The 17555-nt window shown below is 62.2% G+C and carries 16 protein-coding genes; 12 read left to right on the forward strand and 4 right to left on the reverse strand.

Annotated elements, in window-relative coordinates; all coding sequences use genetic code 11:
* Positions 1 to 3: 3 nt before the first annotated feature.
* The 11 genes from EI983_RS00350 (at position 4) to EI983_RS00400 (ending at position 13136) form a co-directional block, all read left to right on the forward strand.
* Positions 4 to 1380 (forward strand): MmgE/PrpD family protein, encoded by a 1377-nt coding sequence (locus EI983_RS00350; protein ID WP_157705247.1) that lies wholly within the window; start codon positions 4 to 6, stop codon positions 1378 to 1380.
* Positions 1377 to 2342 carry a D-2-hydroxyacid dehydrogenase gene (locus EI983_RS00355; RefSeq protein WP_157705248.1) on the forward strand — a complete coding sequence of 322 codons (966 nt, stop codon included), beginning with the start codon at positions 1377 to 1379 and terminating at the stop codon, positions 2340 to 2342. The genes EI983_RS00350 and EI983_RS00355 overlap by 4 nt, the downstream gene beginning before the upstream one ends.
* 58 nt (positions 2343 to 2400) lie before the next feature.
* Complete coding sequence (locus EI983_RS00360) at positions 2401 to 4119, forward strand: sensor histidine kinase (RefSeq protein ID WP_157705249.1); 1719 nt, start codon at positions 2401 to 2403, stop codon at positions 4117 to 4119.
* Positions 4116 to 5339 (forward strand): sigma-54-dependent transcriptional regulator, encoded by a 1224-nt coding sequence (locus tag EI983_RS00365; protein ID WP_157705250.1) that lies wholly within the window; start codon positions 4116 to 4118, stop codon positions 5337 to 5339. Before EI983_RS00360 ends, EI983_RS00365 begins: the two co-directional genes overlap by 4 nt.
* An 86-nt stretch (positions 5340 to 5425) precedes the next feature.
* A complete protein-coding gene (locus tag EI983_RS00370; RefSeq protein WP_157705251.1) occupies positions 5426 to 6745 on the forward strand; it encodes an acyltransferase family protein in 1320 nt (439 codons plus the stop codon).
* Positions 6746 to 7014: 269 nt separating this feature from the next.
* Positions 7015 to 8019: a DctP family TRAP transporter solute-binding subunit gene (locus EI983_RS00375; protein WP_157705252.1), complete on the forward strand. Its 1005-nt coding sequence runs from the start codon at positions 7015 to 7017 to the stop codon at positions 8017 to 8019.
* Positions 8020 to 8091: 72 nt separating this feature from the next.
* Positions 8092 to 8763, forward strand: a complete 672-nt coding sequence (locus tag EI983_RS00380; RefSeq protein WP_157705253.1) for a TRAP transporter small permease — start codon at positions 8092 to 8094, stop codon at positions 8761 to 8763.
* Entirely contained in the window at positions 8763 to 10154 is a 1392-nt protein-coding gene (locus EI983_RS00385) for a TRAP transporter large permease (RefSeq protein WP_157705254.1), read from the forward strand. The genes EI983_RS00380 and EI983_RS00385 overlap by 1 nt, the downstream gene beginning before the upstream one ends.
* Before the next feature lie 137 nt (positions 10155 to 10291).
* Entirely contained in the window at positions 10292 to 11359 is a 1068-nt protein-coding gene (locus EI983_RS00390; protein WP_157705255.1) for a calcium-binding protein, read from the forward strand.
* 154 nt (positions 11360 to 11513) lie between these two features.
* Entirely contained in the window at positions 11514 to 11783 is a 270-nt protein-coding gene (gene rpsO, locus EI983_RS00395) for a 30S ribosomal protein S15 (RefSeq protein WP_157705256.1), read from the forward strand.
* Positions 11784 to 11912: 129 nt separating this feature from the next.
* On the forward strand, positions 11913 to 13136 hold the full coding sequence (locus tag EI983_RS00400) for an aromatic ring-hydroxylating oxygenase subunit alpha (RefSeq protein ID WP_157705257.1): 1224 nt from the start codon (positions 11913 to 11915) through the stop codon (positions 13134 to 13136).
* A 69-nt stretch (positions 13137 to 13205) separates the two neighbouring features.
* On the opposite strand, the gene mscL is transcribed toward EI983_RS00400, so the two are convergent.
* The 4 genes from mscL to EI983_RS00420 form a co-directional block, all read right to left on the reverse strand.
* The gene (mscL, locus tag EI983_RS00405; protein ID WP_157705258.1) at positions 13206 to 13622 is read right to left on the reverse strand and encodes a large conductance mechanosensitive channel protein MscL; all 417 of its coding nucleotides are present in this window, start codon (positions 13620 to 13622) and stop codon (positions 13206 to 13208) included.
* Positions 13623 to 13766: 144 nt separating this feature from the next.
* Complete coding sequence (locus tag EI983_RS00410; protein ID WP_157705259.1) at positions 13767 to 15368, reverse strand: GMC family oxidoreductase; 1602 nt, start codon at positions 15366 to 15368, stop codon at positions 13767 to 13769.
* A gap of 51 nt (positions 15369 to 15419) precedes the next feature.
* On the reverse strand, positions 15420 to 15869 hold the full coding sequence (locus EI983_RS00415) for a YtoQ family protein (RefSeq protein WP_157705260.1): 450 nt from the start codon (positions 15867 to 15869) through the stop codon (positions 15420 to 15422).
* 69 nt (positions 15870 to 15938) lie between these two features.
* Positions 15939 to 16577, reverse strand: a complete 639-nt coding sequence (locus tag EI983_RS00420) for a class I SAM-dependent methyltransferase (RefSeq protein WP_157705261.1) — start codon at positions 16575 to 16577, stop codon at positions 15939 to 15941.
* A gap of 85 nt (positions 16578 to 16662) precedes the next feature.
* On the opposite strand from EI983_RS00420, the gene EI983_RS00425 reads away from it, so the two are divergent.
* Positions 16663 to 17550, forward strand: a complete 888-nt coding sequence (locus EI983_RS00425; RefSeq protein ID WP_157705262.1) for a LysR family transcriptional regulator — start codon at positions 16663 to 16665, stop codon at positions 17548 to 17550.
* Positions 17551 to 17555: the final 5 nt, after the last annotated feature.

Here is a 17555-nt window from a genome sequence, read left to right on the forward strand (position 1 = left end):
GACATGTCCCGTAATATCGCCCGCACCAATGACCCGCAGTTTTCGGCCATTGCCGAGTTTGCCCTGAACGGTGCGCTCGACATCCCCGAGCGGGCGCTCAAACACTGCGCGACCCTGCTGATCGACACGCTGGGCGTGGCCGCCGGGGCCACGGTGCTGGAGGTGGGCCAGATTGCCCGCGATCATGCGGTGGAGTTTCATGCCGCCGGGTCAGCGGCGAACGCGGCCACCATGCTTTTTGATGGACGCCGCGTGTCACTGACCGGGGCCGCCTGGGCGCTGGGCACCCAGATCGACAACCTGGATGGCCATGATGGCTTTGCCCCCTGCAAAGGCCATATCGGGGCGGCGGTGGTTCCCGCGCTCATGGCCTTTGCCGAGCGGCACTCCGAAATAAGCGGCCCGCAGGCCCTGGCGACCATGACAATGGCCTATGAGATCGCCGCGCGCGCGGGGCTCAGCCTGCATGCCACGGTGAGTGATTATCACACGTCAGGGGCCTGGAACGCGCTGGGCGTGGCGGCACTGGGCTGTCGGCTTGAGCGGAGCACACCAGAGCAATTGCGCCATGCGCTGGGCATTGCCGAATACCACGGCCCGCGCAGCCAGATGATGCGCGAGATCGACAATCCGACCATGCTGCACGATGGCTCGGGCATGGGGGCCCTGGTGGGCAGCACCGCCGCGTTGCTTGCCATGCGCGGCTTCACCGGTGCACCGGCGATCACCATCGAAGCGCCGGAGGTCGCGCATTACTGGTCTGATCTGGGGGAGCGGTGGACCGTTGCGGAAAACTACATCAAACCCTATCCAAGCTGCCGATGGGGGCATGCCGCGATGGATGCCGTGCGGCACCTGATGCGAACCGAAGGGCTGACCGCCGATCAGGTGGAGCATATCGAAGTGCGCACCTTCGACGAGGCGGCCCGGCTTTTTGCCGGGATGCCCGAAACCACGACGCAGGCGCAGTATTCCATGCATTTCGTCATTGCCACGATGCTCAAGCACGGCACGGTCGCGCCCGAGCATATCGAAGGCGCGGGCCTGCGTGATCCGGATGTGGCCGCGCTGATCCCGCGCATTTCGGCCGTGGCGAGCGACCATCACAACGCGACCTTCCCCGAAGGACGCTGGTCTGATGTGGTGGTGACCACGCGCGACGGGCGCACCCTTGCGTCAGGCGATATCGCCGCGCGCGGGGGCGTGGATGCCTGGATGAGCGATGCCGAGGTTGAAGAGAAATTCCATGGTTTCTGTGCCGGGGTGCTGAGCGAGGAGCGTGCCCACGCGCTCTGGGCGATGCGCGACCGGTTGCTGCAGCCGGACAGCCGCATTGCCGACCTGACGGAGCTTGTCAACGCGCCGGGAGATACTGCATGAGCCTGCGCGTTCTGATCCTCGACAGCGATCCCGCACCGCTGCGCGACCGGCTGGCCGAAGCGATGCCCGATGTGGTCATCGAGACCTGCGACAGTTACGCGGCCATGCACGATCTGGTCCCGGCCTTCAAACCCGATGTGCTTTACTCGGTCAGTTTCGCGGGCCGGGCGGGCTATCCCTGGCAGCCGCTTTATGGTGCGGACGGGCCGAAGTGGATTTCGGTCGGCGGCTCGGGCGTGGACCACCTTGAGCCGTGGGACCCTTCGCGGATCACCGTGACCAACTCGGCTGGGGTCGCCTCGGCGATGATGGCCGAGTATGTTTTTGGCAGCATCCTGCATTACACGCTCGATATCGATGGGCTGGCGGCGGACAAGGCAGCCCGGCGCTGGGATCCGGCGCGCGAGATGCAGCCGCTACAGGGTAAGACGATGCTGATCGTGGGGCTTGGCCATACCGGTCAGGCCGTGGCGCAGCGGGCGAAGGCGTTTGAGATGAGCGTGATCGGTACCCGCGCGCGGCCCGTCCCGATGGAGCATGTGGACGAGGTCCGTGCCAGCGATGACCTGCCCCAGCTTTGGGAGCAGGCGGATTTCGTGACTGTCAGCGTGCCGCTTCTGCCCAGCACCAGGGGTCTGGTGGATGCCCGCGCCTTCGCGGCGATGAAGCCGTCGGCGATGCTTGTCGATGTCTCGCGCGGCGGGGTGGTTGATCAGGATGCGCTGGTTAATGCGCTGCGAAGCGGGGCCATCGCGCACGCCGCTCTGGACGTGTTTCCCGAGGAACCCTTGCCCGAAGACAGCCCGCAATGGGGCCTTGAGAACGCGATCCTGTCACCGCATTGTTCGGCGGTGTTCGACGGTTGGGCGACGCGCTCTTTCGGGCTGTTCCTTGACAATCTGGAGCGCTGGCGCGCGGGAGAACCGTTGCAGAATATCGTGGATCCGGCGCGCGGCTATTGACGCCTGAGATTGTCAAGCCGTTCCGGCCCTCCTATCCTCGGTCGTCGAGGGAGAGAGGATGCACCGGCTTCAGATCATTCTGGCCTTTCTGGCCGTTGTGGCTGCCATTTCGGCGGGGGTCTGGTGGCTTGGCTATCGCTCGGCCATCGTGCAGGTGGCGGATCAGGGCGCGGCGGTGCTGCGCTCGGCCTCGGACCGGCTGGTGGGGCAGCTCAGCCGCTACCGTTTGCTGGCCGTAACGCTGGCGGATCACCCGGATATTCTGGCCCTGGCGAAGGGAGAGCAGACGCCTGATGCGATTGCTCCGCTTCTGTTGAAAACCGCTGATTTCAGCGGGGCGCTTGAGATTTCCTTTCTGACGCCTGAGGGCGCGCCTCTGGCCAGCTCAAGCGCCGCGCCTGCCACCGACAAGACGATCATGGACCGCCCGCGCACCGGTGCCTTGGGTTTCAGCCACGGCGTCAGCGGCACCGGTCAGCGCGATTTTGCCTTTCTGGCCCCGGTGCATACGGGGGGTGGCATTGCCGGGGCCGTGGCGGTGCGGGTCGATATGGAAACGGTTGAGGAAAGCGACTGGCGCGGCGTGCCGCAGGTCGTGCTGTTCACCGATGAGGAGGGGCAGATTTTCATCTCCAACCGCTCGGAGCTTTTGTTCCGCTCCTTCATGCCGGGCGTCCCAGGCGCGGGCTTTGGCCCCGATCATGCCTGGACCTTGCGGGGGCTGACGCTTTGGGCCACCTCCGAGAGCCGCTATGTGCCCGACCGTGCGGTCTATGGCACATTGCCCTTGCCGGTGATCGGGATGACGGGGCATTCGCTCATCTCGACCCAGCCCGCCGAACGCATCGCCCTGTTGCAGGCTGCCGTGACCGCGGCCCTTTGTCTGGCCTTCGGGGCGATCCTGTTCTGGGCGACCGAGCGCCGCCGCACGCTTGCGCTGGCCAATACGCGGCTGGAACATCGGGTGGCCGAGCGCACGGAGGAGTTGACCCGTGCCAACACCCAGCTACGCCAGGAGGTGAGCGAGCGGCTGGAGGCCGAAAAGGCGCTGCGCCGGGCGCAGGCCGATCTGGTGCAGGCTGGCAAGCTGTCGGCGCTGGGGCAGATGTCGGCGGGGATCAGTCACGAACTGAACCAGCCCCTGATGGCGATCCAGTCATTTTCAGAGAACGCGCAGCTTTTCATGGACAAGGACAAGCCCGAGGAAGCGCGCGCCAATCTGGGCCGGATTGCCGAGCTGTCGCGGCGCATGGGCCGGATCATCAAGAACCTGCGCGCCTTTGCCCGGCAAGAGACCGAGCCGATGACGCGGGTGGATATCGGGGCGGTGATCGACGCGGTGCTGGAACTGGCCGAGACACGGCTCCGACGGGATGGTGTGCAGGTGGAGTACACGCCACCCGCTGCCCCCGTCTATGTCCGTGGGGGCGAGGTTCGGCTGCAACAGGTGCTGATGAACCTGATGACCAATGCGCTGGATGCGATGACGGGCCGGGAGGCAAAGCGCATCGAGCTGAACGTGGCGCGCGACGGCGGCGATGTGCTGGTCAGTCTGCGCGACACCGGGCCGGGGCTGGATGACCCGGAGAAAATATTCGACCCGTTCTATACCACCAAGGAGGTCGGTCAGTCCGAGGGGATGGGCCTGGGCTTGTCGATTTCCTATGGACTGGTTCAGAGCTTTGGCGGCGATATCACCGGGCGCAATCATCCCGAGGGCGGCGCGGTGTTCCGCATCCGGCTTGCGTCGGCCCCGGTTGAGGAGGTGGCCGCATGATCGCACGGGTTCTTCTGGTGGATGACGACGCCTCGGTGCGCGAGGCGCTGGGGCAGACGCTGATGCTGGCGGAGTATGAGGTGACCACCGCGGGCAGCGTGATCGAGGCGAAGGATCATATCGCGCCCGGTTTCGAAGGCGTGGTGATCTCGGACATCCGGATGCCGGGGCAGGATGGCTTTGCCCTTCTGGCCCATGTCCGCAAGGTCGATGCGGATCTGCCGGTGATCCTGCTCACCGGTGAAGGCGATATTCCCATGGCGGTGCGCGGCATGTCGGACGGCGCCTATAGCTTTCTCGAAAAACCTTGCCCGCCGAAAGAGCTTCTGGCGGTGGTCGAGCGGGCCATGCAGACGCGGGCGCTGGTGATGGAAAACCGGGCTTTGAAGTCACAGCTTGAGACAGGTGACGCTGCGTCGCGTTTGCTTTTCGGAAGCTCGGCGCTGGCCAATGGTCTGCGTGACAGCGTGCGCGCCGCGGCCCGCGCCGGGACCGATGTGCTGATCACCGGTGCGCCGGGGACAGGCATCGCCAAGGTCGCGCATGTCGTGCATGTGCTGTCGCGCCGCGATGCAACCTTTGAAAAACGCGCAGGCGCGGCGCTGAACCCGACCGCGCTGGCCGAGGCGCTGGCGCTGACGGCTGATGGTTCTCTCTTCATCGACGAGGTTGGCAACCTGCCCGCCGACAGCCAGCTTGCCCTGAATGAGGCGCAGGACGCCGGGCATGCGCCCCGTATCATTGCCGGCACTTCCCGCGATCTGGCGCAGGAGGCGCATGCGGGCCGGTTCAATCCCGATCTGTTCTATCGCCTGAATGTGATGAGCGTCACCATCCCGGCGCTCAAGGACCGGCCCGAAGATATTCCGGTGCTGTTCCGGCACTATGTGCAGGCTGCTGCCGAACAGGCGCAAATCGCCCCTCCCGAGATACCGCCCGAGGTGATCAGCCGCCTTATGCTGCGCGACTGGCCGGGCAACAGCCGTGACCTGATGAATGCCGCGACGCGCTATGTTCTGGGGTTGAGCGATTTTGACAGCGGCGAGGTGCCGGGGCTGACCGAGCAGATGGCGCAGGTCGAAGCGGCGTTTCTCATGCAGGCGCTGAGGCAGAACCACGGCAATGCGACCGAGGCGGCGCGTGCGTTGAAACTGCCGCGCAAGACCTTCTATGACAAGCTTGCCCGGCATGGCATCCGGGCCGAGGCGTTTCGGGAATGATCCGTCTCGACGGAGCAGAATGCGCCTGATACGCTCGCTTCAAACCAGAATGACCGCGCAAAAGCGGCAATGAGGAGCAGTGATCCATGAGCACCCCTTCAACCGATATGCCCAAGGGCATGATGGCGCGCGCTGTCTGGGCGGCCGAGAACACACCCGACAAGCGCAACCGCGCGGTTGATTTCTATCGCGCGCTGGCGATCTGTTTTGTCATCTTCGGGCATTGGTTCCTGGTGGCGCCGGTGATGCGCGGCGGTGAGGTCGAGCTGGACATTATCCTGGCCAGGGATCCCTGGACGCAGTACTTGACGTGGATTTTTCAGGTCATGCCGGTGTTCTTCTTTGTCGGCGGGTTTTCCAATGCGTTGTCCTGGTCATCGGCTCGCAAGGATCCGGAGAAGCGCCGCGCCTGGGCTTCAGGGCGGCTCACGCGGTTGTTGAAGCCCACGGTGCCGCTGGTGATCGTTTGGTCGGTTGCCGCTGTCATCGCTGCGCGCATGGGTGTCAAACCGGACAAGATCATCCTCATCACCCAGGCCGCGCTGGTGCCGATCTGGTTTCTTGCCGTTTACATCGTGATTACGATGGTTGTCCCGGTGAGCTATTGGGTGTGGGAAAAAATTGGCATCTGGTCGATTGTGGCCCTCATGCTCGGAGCGATTGCGGTCGATTATGTTGCCTTTGCCCATGATCAAGGCTGGCTTCGCTGGGCGAATTACGGATTTGTCTGGCTCGCGGTACATCAGCTTGGGTACTGGTGGCGCGGCGGTGGCGGTTTTGGACCCGTGTCGCTTTCCCTGATCGGGCTGGGCGTTCTCTGGCTTTATCTGCTGATTGGGCATCTGGGGTTTCCGGTGGCTATGGTCAGCGTACCGGGCGAAGAGATTTCCAACACCCGGCCGCCGACTACGGCAATGCTGGCCATGGGCTGCGTGCAGATCGGGGTGATCATCCTGCTCACTGGGGTGATCAAAAGCTGGCTTCAGCGCACGCGCCCCTGGGCCTGGGTGATCCTGCTCAACCAGATGATCATGACGATCTATCTGTGGCACATGACCGCGATGATCGCGGTTGTGGGCGTGGCCGTATGGATGGGTGGTATCGGGCTGGATGTCGACCCGGGCAGCGGAGCATGGTGGCAAATGCGGCCGGTCTGGTTTGCGGTGTTTCTTGCGGTGCTCGTACCGCTGACACTGATCTTTTTGCGTTTCGAGTCAGGTTCCAAGGGTGGGATCGCAGCAGCCCCCGGACCTCTGCAGGCCATCCCGGGCGCATTGCTGACCTGTGGCGGGCTGGTGATGATGGCTCTGAAGGGTCTTGGCGCAGACACGGCACTGGGCATCAATTGGCTGGCCATCGCCTTGGTGATGGTCGGTGTGGGCTTTGCCACGAAGCGACTCTTTTGAGCGGTATCGTGGAAAGCATGCTTTGTAACGATTCCCGCACAGAGCTGCAGAGGCATGTGTGAGATTCCGCCCACTTGATTTTTGTCAGGGACCGGAAACCGGCCGAAACCTTTACTTAAGTCTCTGTTAATAAAAGCGTCTACCGCTTACCTGCGACAAACTGCGCCTTCCCCTTGTCGCAGGGCTTGTGCCCGGCTTTGCTATAGGCATTCGCACCTGAGGAGGTGCTGATTGATTGAAAGCTTGATCAAATCGGGAGGACGATGATCATGAAATTCCTTACCACAGTAGCCGCTGCTGCCCTGGCTGTTGGCATTTCCACCACAGGTGCTCTGGCTGCCTGCGACGATGGCGAGGTCGTCATCAAGTTCAGCCACGTGACCAACACCGACAAGCACCCCAAGGGGATTGCCGCGTCGCTGCTGGAGCAACGGGTGAACGAAGAGATGAACGGCAAGGCCTGCATGGAGGTCTATCCGAACTCGACGCTTTACGACGACAACAAGGTGCTTGAGGCGCTGCTGCAGGGCGATGTGCAGCTGGCGGCACCGTCGCTGTCGAAATTCGAAGCCTTCACCAAGAAGTATCGCATCTTCGACCTGCCCTTCATGTTCAAGGACATCAACGCAGTGGATGCGTTCCAGGCCTCTGAAACGGGTCAGGCGCTGAAAGACAGCATGCAGAAACGTGGGCTGCAGGGTCTTGCCTTCTGGCATAACGGCATGAAGCAGATGTCGGCCAATGTGCCGCTGATCTCGCCGTCGGATGCCAACGGCCTGCGCTTCCGTGTGCAGTCCTCTGACGTGCTCGTGGCGCAGATGGAAGCCATCGGCGGCAGCCCGCAGAAAATGGCCTTCTCCGAAGTTTACGGCGCGCTGCAGCAGGGCGTTGTGGACGGGCAGGAAAACACCTGGTCCAACATCTATGGCAAGAAGTTCTTTGAGGTGCAGGACGGCATCACCGAGACCAACCACGGCATCATCGACTATCTCGTGGTGACCTCGGTGGAATGGCTCGACAGCCTGGAGCCCGATGTGCGCGACCAGTTCCTGACGATCCTCGCCGAAGTGACCGAGACCCGCAACGCCGAGTCGACCAAGGTGAACGCCGAAGCGCGCCAATCGGTGATCGACGCAGGTGGCGTGGTGCGCGAGCTGACGGCCGAACAGCGTCAGGCATGGGTCGACGTGATGAAGCCCGTCTGGGACCAGTTCGCAGGTGACGTGGGTCAGGAGACCATCGACGCCGCGCAGGCCATCAACAACAGCATGTAAGCTGTGACCGGCAGGGCTGGCTGTGTGCTGGCCCTGCCGTGATTTTGCGGCACGCGGGAGGAGGGGCCCCAAATGCATCCCAAACCATCACAAAACTTCATCGACCGGCTGGAGGAGAACCTTATCGCGATCCTTCTGGGTGCGATGACACTGATCACCTTCGCCAATGTCGTGGCGCGTAAAGGGTTCAACTCCAACATCCTCTGGGGGCTGGAGCTGACCGTGTTCCTGTTTGGCTGGCTGGTGCTGCTGGGCGCGTCCTATGCCGTCAAGAAAGGCGCGCATCTGGGTGTGGACGCGATTATCAATATCGTCTCGCCGCCCGTGCGCAGGACACTGGCGCTGATTTCGGTTGCCGTTTGCATCGCGTTTTCCTTTCTGCTTCTCAAAGGAAGCTGGGATTACTGGGCCAATTACGCCAACCTGCCTGCCACGGAGGGTCGCTGGTTCCCGCTTGGGTTCGAGGACAAGTTCCTCGCCAAGGGCTGGTACGAGGTCGATGACGTCCCGCACCCCGCCTTCCTGAAATGGATGGAGCCGATCTTCAACGACGGGGACAGCTATAACAAGCTGCCGCGCCTGATCCCTTACACCGTTCTGCCCCTGGCCACCGCCCTCTTGCTCTATCGCTTCATTCAGGCCGGTGTGGCCGTCTGGACCGGCAAGATCGACCGGATCGTGGCGAGCCACGAGGTTGAGGACGAAATCGAAGAAGTGCGCGAACTGCGCGGGGAGGAAAACTGATGTCTGTCATCCTTCTCTTTGTCATGGTGATCGGCTTCCTGCTGATCGGTGTGCCTATCGCTGTATCGCTCGGCATGTCGTCGGTCCTGTTCCTGCTTTGGTACTCGGACACCTCGCTTGCCTCGATCGCGCAGACGCTGTTTGAAGCCTTCGAAGGGCATTACACGCTGCTGGCCATTCCGTTCTTCATCCTGGCCTCGTCCTTCATGTCCACTGGCGGTGTGGCGCAGCGGATCATCCGTTTCTCCATCGCCTGCGTCGGACATTTCCGGGGTGGGCTGGCCATCGCGGGTGTGTTTGCCTGCATGATGTTCGCAGCTCTCTCGGGGTCGTCCCCGGCGACGGTGGTGGCCATCGGGACAATCGTCATCGCAGCGATGAAACAGTCGGGCTATACCAAGGAATTCGCCGCCGGTGTGATCTGTAACGCGGGCACGCTTGGCATTCTGATCCCGCCCTCGATCGTCATGGTGGTCTATGCCGCTGCGGTCGAAGTGTCGGTGGGTCGGATGTTCCTTGCCGGGGTCATCCCGGGGCTGATGGCGGGCTTCATGCTGATGATTGCCATCTATGTCATGGCCCGGATCAAGGACATGCCCGCCGGGGAATGGCGCGGCTGGAGCGAGATCCTCGCCTCTTTCCGCGATGCCGCCTGGGGGCTTTTGCTGATCATAATCATCATGGTGGGGATCTACGGTATTCCCGGCGTGACCGGTGCCTTCTTTACGCCGACAGAAGCGGCAGCGGTTGCTTCGGTCTATGCGTTCTTTGTCGCCTCCTTCATCTATCGCGACATGGGTCCGCTGGCCGCGCGGGACGGACAGGAACGCAAGAGCCTGTTCAGCAAGCCGCAGGCGTTGATCACCGCCTTCTTTCACCACGATACCCGGCGCACGCTGTTCGAGGGCGGCAAGCTGACCATCACCCTGATGTTCGTGATCGCCAACGCGCTCATCCTCAAGCATGTGCTGACCGAAGAGCAGATCCCGCAGGCGGTGGCAAACGCCATGCTGTCGGCCGGGTTCGGTCCGGTGATGTTCCTGATCGCGGTCAACGTCATCCTGCTGATCGGCGGGCAGTTCATGGAGCCCTCGGGCCTTCTGGTGATCGTGGCACCGCTGGTGTTCCCCATCGCCATCGAGCTTGGGATCGATCCCATTCACCTTGGCATCATCATGGTGGTGAACATGGAAATCGGGATGATCACACCCCCTGTCGGGCTCAACCTCTTCGTGACCTCCGGCGTGGCCGGGATGCCGATGATGGGCGTGGTGCGCGCGGCCCTGCCGTTCCTGGGTGTGCTCTTCATCTTCCTGATCATGGTGACCTATATCCCGTGGATATCCACCTTCCTGCCCAATACGCTTATGGGGCCGGAAATCGTCAGATAGAGACCCGGTGCCGCAACCTCGTCCGAGCGTTGCGGCACCATCTTCCTCACCAGCCGTTAACCCAGATTCCCGATCGGGATGGACGGCACATCGCACCCTGTGAGACCCTTACTATCGAGTCGCTGTGAGTCTCGGTTATGATGTTTCTTGTAGGTTTGATGGGGTTGATGGCCGTGGGCGCCACCGCGCTCTATGGTCTGGGCGACAGCTCTTCCGACAATGAGGATGACGGTATGCTCCCTCTCGAAAGCGGGGGGGATAATGCGTCTCAGCCATCCGATGACCTCAATGGCCTGTCCGATCTTCTCAATGCCGATGCGGAGGCGGAGTTTGAGCCTGATACCTCTTTGACAACTGGCACCGCAACACCGGGGACGGTGACCTGGGGTGACGACGCGGAGGACGATCTGACCGGGATCGACGGCGCGGATATGCTCAACGGATATGGCGGGGATGACACGGTCTCGGGCGGGGCGGACGATGATGAACTGCTTGGCGATGACGGCAACGATACCCTGCTGGGAGAGGGCGGTGACGACACCCTGCATGGCGGCGCCGGATATGATGCCCTTTTCGGGGGGGATGGCGATGACGCGCTGTTCGGCCATGATGAGGATGACGCGCTTTTCGGTGAGGATGGCGATGACAGCCTTGTTGGCGGCGACGGCAATGACGATCTCTTTGGCGGGGGCGGCAACGACGCGCTGCACGGCGATCTCGGCGATGACACGCTGCACGGCGATCTCGGCGATGACACGCTGGATGGTGGCGCAGGCGAAGACACGCTCTTTGGCGGCTGGGGCAACGACGTGATCAACGGCTTGCCTGAAGGCGAAGAGGACGCGGCGGTCGATTACCTCAATGGCGGCGGTGGGGATGACCTGATCGTTGCGGGTGTGCAGGATATCGTGACTGCGGGTGAGGGGGCTGACAGTATCGCGCTGGGCGAATGGCTGAGCGGGGCGGGACATCAGGCGCAGATCCTCGATTTCGACAATAGTGAAGACAGCCTGATGGTGGTTTATGATGACCTCGCGGGGGAAGAACCCGAGGTTTCGCTGGTGCCGGATGAGAATGACCCGACCACCCAGCATATCGTTCTGAACGGCATGCGGATCGCCGCAGTTGCCAATGCAGCGGACCTGACGCTGGATCAGATTGTCCTGATCGGTCAGACCACGCTGGACAGCCTGACAGGGGCATAAGATCCCGGTCAGACCGCAGCGCTTTTTTCTCTTTTCTTTCCGCGCAATATGCCCTAAACGCGGCTATCCCGCGCCTGCGTGGGACATCTCCATAGGACCCTGCTGGACGACATCCCGGCTTGTGCCCTCAACCCTTTGAACAAAGGAGACCCCGATGTCGATCACTGCTGAAGAAAAAGCCAAGGTCATGAAAGACTTTGCAACCAAGGACGGCGACACCGGTTCGCCCGAAGTTCAGGTTGCCATTCTGACCTCGCGCATCACCACGCTGACCGAGCACTTCAAGACCCACAAGAAGGACAACCACGGCCGCCGTGGCCTTCTGAAAATGGTTGCACAGCGCCGGAAGCTGCTGGACTACCTCAAAGCCAAGGACGAGGGCCGTTACAAGGACCTGATCCAACGCCTGGGTATCCGCCGCTAAGAATTCCGATCCCGTTCGGATCAAACGCGCCCGCCTCTCAAGAGGCGGGCGTTTTTTGTTGTGCGAGTCGGTGGGTTGAGGCACCGTTTTCACTCAAGAGGCGCATAGACACCTGGGAGGTGACTGCAAATGGCCGAAGGATCTGTCCTGGAAACAAATTTCAACGGGCTGGCCTCGGCGCAGCCGTCGCTTCCGGCCGAGTGGTATTATGACCCGGCGCATTACGCCCGCGAACTCTCGCAGATCTGGGGGCGCAACTGGGTTTATCTCTGCCGCGCTGAAAGCCTTGAGGGGCCGCAAAGCTTCCGCACTTTCGACGTGGCCGGGCAACCCGTTTTGCTGCTCAGGGATGGCGAAGGCCGGTTGAAAGGGTTCTTCAACACCTGTCGGCACCGCGGGTCGATCTTGTGCACTCAGGCCGAAGGCACACTTGCCAAGCCTTTGATCACCTGTCCCTATCACCAATGGGTTTATGACCTCACGGGCCGGCTGCGCGCCACCGGGCCGATGCGCCCTGTTGCCGGGTTTGATCGCGCGGACCATCCTTTGCTGGAGGTATCCGTTGCGGAATGGGGCGGGTTTGTCTTTGTCAATCTCGACAGGGACGCGCCCGGTTTCGAAAGCCTTTACGGGGCTGAAACCGCCTATGTCGCGCACTGGCCGCTGGAAGAGATGCGGGTGGGCCATCGTTATTCGAAACGGCTGAAGTGCAACTGGAAGATCTTCTGGGAGAACTTCAACGAATGCCTGCATTGCCCCAATATCCACCCCGAGCTGTCCGCGCTGGTGCCGATCTATGGCCGCGCGATCATGGCGCGCCGGGATGATCCGGACTGGCAGGCCCATGCCGAGGATGACGCACCGCATCTCTCCGGCGGGTTGCGCGATGGGGCTGAGACCTGGTCGATGGACGGCACCGCACAAGGGCGGCTGCCGGGACTGACCGATGAGGATGTGGCCAGCGGCCAGCGCTATGTCACTGTGACACCTTCGGTATTTGTTGCCCATCACGCTGATTATGTGCGCAGCGTCCAGATCACGCCGGTTTCGCCCGAGGAAATGGACCTCACCTCGGAATGGCTGTTTCATCCGGACACGCTGGCACAGCCTGATTTCGATATGGCGCGGATCACAGATTTCGCGACGCTGGTTCTGGATCAGGACGGGGCCGCCAGTGAACTCAATCAGGCGGGGCTGCGTGCGGGGGCGTTCACGCGTGGTGTTCTGATGCAGGAGGAATACGAGGTGTTCCTGTTTCAGGACTGGATCAGGCAGCAGCTTGGCGAGCCGATGCTGGGCAGCGGGGCCGCCAGCCGGGCAAGCCGTCGGGCCGCGCAGAAGAAAGAGGACTGATTCACTTTTCCGACGGCAATAAAAAGGGGCCCGCGCCATGGCGGACCCCATCGAAACCTGCGGTTCAGCTTACTTTTTCAGCGCGTCGCGGATTTCCATCAGCAGATCTTTTTCGCTGGGGCCGGGATCTTCGGCGGGCGCTTCCACCTCTTCCTCGGCCTTTTTCATCCGGTTCACGGCCTTGACCAGTATGAACACCACCCAGGCGATGATCAGGAAATTGATGATCGCCATGATGAACCGGCCATAGGCAAAGACCGCCGCTCCGGCCTCTTCGGCATCGGCCATCGACGCATATTCGCCACCATCCAGCACGGCATGCATGCCCGAGAAATCCACACCTCCCATGAAGAGGCTGATGATCGGATTGATCAGATCGGCCACAAGGGAGCTGACGATCGCCGTGAAGGCGGCCCCGATGATGATACCAACGGCCATGTCCATGACATTGCCCTTGGCGATAAACTCTTTGAATTCGTTAAGCATTAAGACGTCCCTTTTCTGTTGCGCGTCCGGGCGGCGCAGCCCGTGTGTATTAGTATGCCTCCTCTTTCAGAAAACCTGAAAAACTTTCATGGGAATGATGATGATTTTTCCCCATATTCCGCCGTATCGCCGAGTGGCCGCCGCTCAATCCTGACGCATTTCAGCAGCGAGTTTCTCGGCCATCATGATGGTGGGCGCGTTGGTGTTACCACCGATCAACCGAGGCATGACGGAGGCGTCGATCACCCTGAGACCATCTGTGCCATAGACCCGCGCCGATGGATCGACCACGGCCATATCGCCCTGCCCCATCGCGCAGGTGCCGACCGGATGATAGATCGTATCGGCCCGGGCGCGGATGTCGGCCTCAAGCGCGGTCTCACTGCCGTCATGCGGATAGAGCCTGCGCCCGCGCCAGGGATCGAGTGGCGGGGCCGCCATCAGATTGTCCAACAGCCGCGCGCCACGTTTCAGGACAACCAAGTCACGCGGATCGCTGAGGAAGGCCGGGTCGATCAGCGGCGCCTTGCGCGGGTTGGCCGAGGCCAGCGTCACCCGGCCCCGGCTATGCGGGCGTAGCATGCAGACATGGGCCGAATAGCCATAGCGGAAGTGCAGCCGCCGCATATGCCGGTCGACGATACCCACCACGAAATGCAGTTGCAGATCCGGGCGGTCGAGCCCTGCGTCGGATCGGATGAAAGCCCCACCTTCGGCATAGGGCGAGGCGAAATGCCCCTGCCCTGTCTTGCGCCAGCGCCAGGCGGCCCGCCCGAGCTGAGCCAGCCCCTTGGGGTGCAGGGCCACAACGTCGTCGCGCCTGGATGTGTCGGTTAGGATATAGTCCAGATGATCCTGCAGGTTCTCGCCCACACCGGGCAGGTTCACCACGGGTGTGATCCCATGCGCGCGCAGCTCGTCCGCGGGGCCGATCCCCGACAGTTTGAGCAGATGTGGCGATCCAAACGCGCCGCCCGAAACGATAACCTCGCGCCGGGCTTTGAGAGCGATCGAGCGGCGTCGGTGCCGGACCATCAGTCCCGTGGCACGCGTGCCGTCAAAGCTGATCCGCTCGGCACAGGCACGGGTCAGCACCGTCAGGTTGGGCCGGTGCAGAACGGGGTGCAGATAGGCCGCGGCCGCCGAACACCGCTCGCCCCGCTTTGGCCCGTCAAAGTACTGCGTGACCTGATAGAGGCCCGCGCCTTCCTGCCGTGGCCCGTTGAAATCCTCGTTCAACGGAATTTGCAAGGCTTGAGCTGCGTCGAGAAAAGCCTGTGAAATCCCGCGTGGTTTGGACTGATCGCCGACCTGGAGCGGCCCGTCCTGCCCATGCAGATCGTCCGCGCCGCGCATGTTCCGTTCGGAGCGTTTGAACCAGGGCAGGACACTCTGCCAATCCCAGCCGTCACAGCCCATATCGGCCCATTCGTCATAGTCGCGCGGGTGGCCGCGCACATAGAGCATCGCGTTGATCGCGGAGGACCCGCCGAGCGCTTTGCCGCGCGGCTGAAACCCGCGCCGCCCGTTCAGGCCCGCTTGCGGAACCGTATGCAGCGCCCAGTTGTTGATCGGGGGAAGGCCTGGCACCATCGCGGCCACCATCCCCGGCGCGCGAATAAAGATGTCGCGCCCGGTGCCGCCAGCCTCGACGAGGCAAACCGACACACCGGGATCTTCGGAGAGCCGCGCAGCCAGCACGCAACCCGCCGAGCCACCGCCCACGATGATGTAGTCGAACTCCATGAGCCGCACTCTATCGCCCTGTCGCCGCGACGCGCAAAGCGGAACGCTGCGTCAGCCCGGCAGAGTACCGTCAATCACATAACGCAGGATTTGCACCACTTCCTGAGGCGTGCGCGCCACGGCGTTGGCGGCGGCATCCACCTCTTTCAGCGGGTGGTCATGTTCGCGCCCGTGCAGGATGATCAGCGATTTTCCCAACGCCGCGGCATAGCCTGCGTCAAAGGCGGCGTTCCATTGCTTGTATTCCGTGCCGAAACGCACGACGACCACATCGGCCTCTTCGATCCCCTTGCGGGTGCGGATGGCGTTGATCAGGGCGCCCTTGCGGTCATGCCAGAATTTGTTGTCCTCCGCGCCGAGAATGGCCACGCCGCAATCGTCGCTCGCCCCATGATCGGTGACCGGACCGGTGAAGATCACGCCGAGGTCTTGTGCGCCGGTTGTGATCTGTTCGCGCCAGTCAGTGTGGATTTCGCCGGAGAGATAGACATGCAGGGTCATGGTGTCGGGTCCTTTTGCTGTTGGCAGCAACCCTAATACAGGGGCGGGCAGGGGCAACCCCCTCGGCCTTTATACCCGCCGAGCGACGATGTAGCGGCTGGGTGGGTCGGCCGGGAAATTCCCGCTTTCGATGATCTCGAACCCGCGTGAGGTGATTATTCCCTCAAGCTCGTCAATGGAGAAGCGGCGCACAAAAGGCGCCTTGCCCAGCCATTGCAGAACGGGAATTGCCAAAAGCATCAGACGGATTTTCCAACTCATGCCGGGCTGTCCAAGGCACGGCGTCTTGGAGATGAAAAGCCCGCCCGGTTTTACCTGCTCGTGAACACGGGCTATGGCCTCTTCAGTATCGGGCACGAGGTGCCACAGGTTATGGGCCAGCACCACGTCATAGGGCCCACTTTCAGGCATCTGTCCCGAGGCGTCAGCAGTGACAAACCGGACATTCTCCACGCCTTGCGTCGCGGCTTTCTGTCGGGCGATGCCGATCATTTCCAGTGAGATGTCAGTGCCGGTGATATGGCCCAGAGACGGCGCCAGTTCGAGCGCGGTCGATCCGGTGCCACAGCCAAGCTCCAGAGCGGTGCTGTCCGGGGTGAGATAAGAGCGGGTGCGTTCGCGCGTGTAGGTATAGGCTTGCATGTCGCGGATGGGCGATTTGGCATAGCGGCTGGCGGCGCGATCCCAGAATTTTGCTGAAGGTGTCATTGGGTGTCTCCTTTTGCAGGTGACATATCTATGCAAAGATCGAAAAGAAATTGCCTAAATACGCAGTTTATCTATACGTATCTGTATGAACAAACGCCCTGATAGCTTTGACTGGACCCAGGCCCGCGCCTTTCTCGCGACGGCGGAAGAAGGATCATTTTCAGCCGCGGCACGGCGGCTTAACCTGACGCAACCCACCCTGGGCCGCCAGGTCGCCGCATTGGAAGAGACGCTTGGCGTGCTTCTGTTCGAGCGTGTCGGCAAAAGCCTGATCCTGACCGATGCGGGCCGGGACATGCTCGACCATGTGCGCGCGATGGGAGATGCGGCGGATCGCATGGCGCTGATCGCTGTGGGGCGATCTCAGGGGATCGACGGGAAGGTGACGATCTCGGCGAGTGACATGATGTCGGCCTATGTTCTGCCGCCGGTTCTGCGGCTTCTGCGCCAGCGCGCTCCGAAGCTGCGCATTGAGGTGGTGGCAAGCAATGATATCAGCGACCTGATGCGCCGCGAGGCCGATATCGCCATTCGCCATGTCCGCCCCGAACAGCCCGAGCTGATCGCGCGGCTGATCCGCGAAGAACGCGCGCATTTCTATGCGTCGCGCTCTTATCTTGAGGCGCGGGGCGTGCCCCGTGATCTGGCGGATCTTGCCAGTCATGACCTGATCAGTTTCGGCGATGTCGATCGCATGCTGGGCTATCTGCATGCGATCGACCTACCGGTGACGCCCGAGAATTTTCAGGTGGGGTCCGCCAATGGAACCGTCGCCTGGGAACTGGCGCGGCAGGGTTTGGGGCTGGCCCCGATGTCTGACCGCGTGGCGGCCGGTTTCCCTGATATGGAGCGGGTTCTGCCGGAGTTGGACCGGATGACCTTTCCAACCTGGCTGACCACCCACCGCGAAGTACATCTGAGCCCCCGCATCCGCCTTGTCTTTGACATGCTGGCCGAAGAGCTGGCGCAGTAGAACAA

The sequence above is a fragment of the Roseovarius faecimaris genome (assembly GCF_009762325.1).
In the GTDB taxonomy this organism is placed as follows: Bacteria; Pseudomonadota; Alphaproteobacteria; order Rhodobacterales; family Rhodobacteraceae; genus Roseovarius; species Roseovarius faecimaris.

What these genes read in the sequence shown, in the direction of transcription:
- EI983_RS00350 (WP_157705247.1), top strand. Translation starts at nt 4, where the DNA reads ATGTCCCGTAATATCGCCCGCACCAATGACCCGCAGTTTTCGGCCATT.
- EI983_RS00355 (WP_157705248.1), top strand. Translation starts at nt 1,377, where the DNA reads ATGAGCCTGCGCGTTCTGATCCTCGACAGCGATCCCGCACCGCTGCGC.
- EI983_RS00360 (WP_157705249.1), top strand. Translation starts at nt 2,401, where the DNA reads ATGCACCGGCTTCAGATCATTCTGGCCTTTCTGGCCGTTGTGGCTGCC.
- EI983_RS00365 (WP_157705250.1), top strand. Translation starts at nt 4,116, where the DNA reads ATGATCGCACGGGTTCTTCTGGTGGATGACGACGCCTCGGTGCGCGAG.
- EI983_RS00370 (WP_157705251.1), top strand. Translation starts at nt 5,426, where the DNA reads ATGAGCACCCCTTCAACCGATATGCCCAAGGGCATGATGGCGCGCGCT.
- EI983_RS00375 (WP_157705252.1), top strand. Translation starts at nt 7,015, where the DNA reads ATGAAATTCCTTACCACAGTAGCCGCTGCTGCCCTGGCTGTTGGCATT.
- EI983_RS00380 (WP_157705253.1), top strand. Translation starts at nt 8,092, where the DNA reads ATGCATCCCAAACCATCACAAAACTTCATCGACCGGCTGGAGGAGAAC.
- EI983_RS00385 (WP_157705254.1), top strand. Translation starts at nt 8,763, where the DNA reads ATGTCTGTCATCCTTCTCTTTGTCATGGTGATCGGCTTCCTGCTGATC.
- EI983_RS00390 (WP_157705255.1), top strand. Translation starts at nt 10,292, where the DNA reads ATGATGTTTCTTGTAGGTTTGATGGGGTTGATGGCCGTGGGCGCCACC.
- rpsO (WP_157705256.1), top strand. Translation starts at nt 11,514, where the DNA reads ATGTCGATCACTGCTGAAGAAAAAGCCAAGGTCATGAAAGACTTTGCA.
- EI983_RS00400 (WP_157705257.1), top strand. Translation starts at nt 11,913, where the DNA reads ATGGCCGAAGGATCTGTCCTGGAAACAAATTTCAACGGGCTGGCCTCG.
- mscL (WP_157705258.1), bottom strand. Translation starts at nt 13,622, where the DNA reads ATGCTTAACGAATTCAAAGAGTTTATCGCCAAGGGCAATGTCATGGAC.
- EI983_RS00410 (WP_157705259.1), bottom strand. Translation starts at nt 15,368, where the DNA reads ATGGAGTTCGACTACATCATCGTGGGCGGTGGCTCGGCGGGTTGCGTG.
- EI983_RS00415 (WP_157705260.1), bottom strand. Translation starts at nt 15,869, where the DNA reads ATGACCCTGCATGTCTATCTCTCCGGCGAAATCCACACTGACTGGCGC.
- EI983_RS00420 (WP_157705261.1), bottom strand. Translation starts at nt 16,577, where the DNA reads ATGACACCTTCAGCAAAATTCTGGGATCGCGCCGCCAGCCGCTATGCC.
- EI983_RS00425 (WP_157705262.1), top strand. Translation starts at nt 16,663, where the DNA reads ATGAACAAACGCCCTGATAGCTTTGACTGGACCCAGGCCCGCGCCTTT.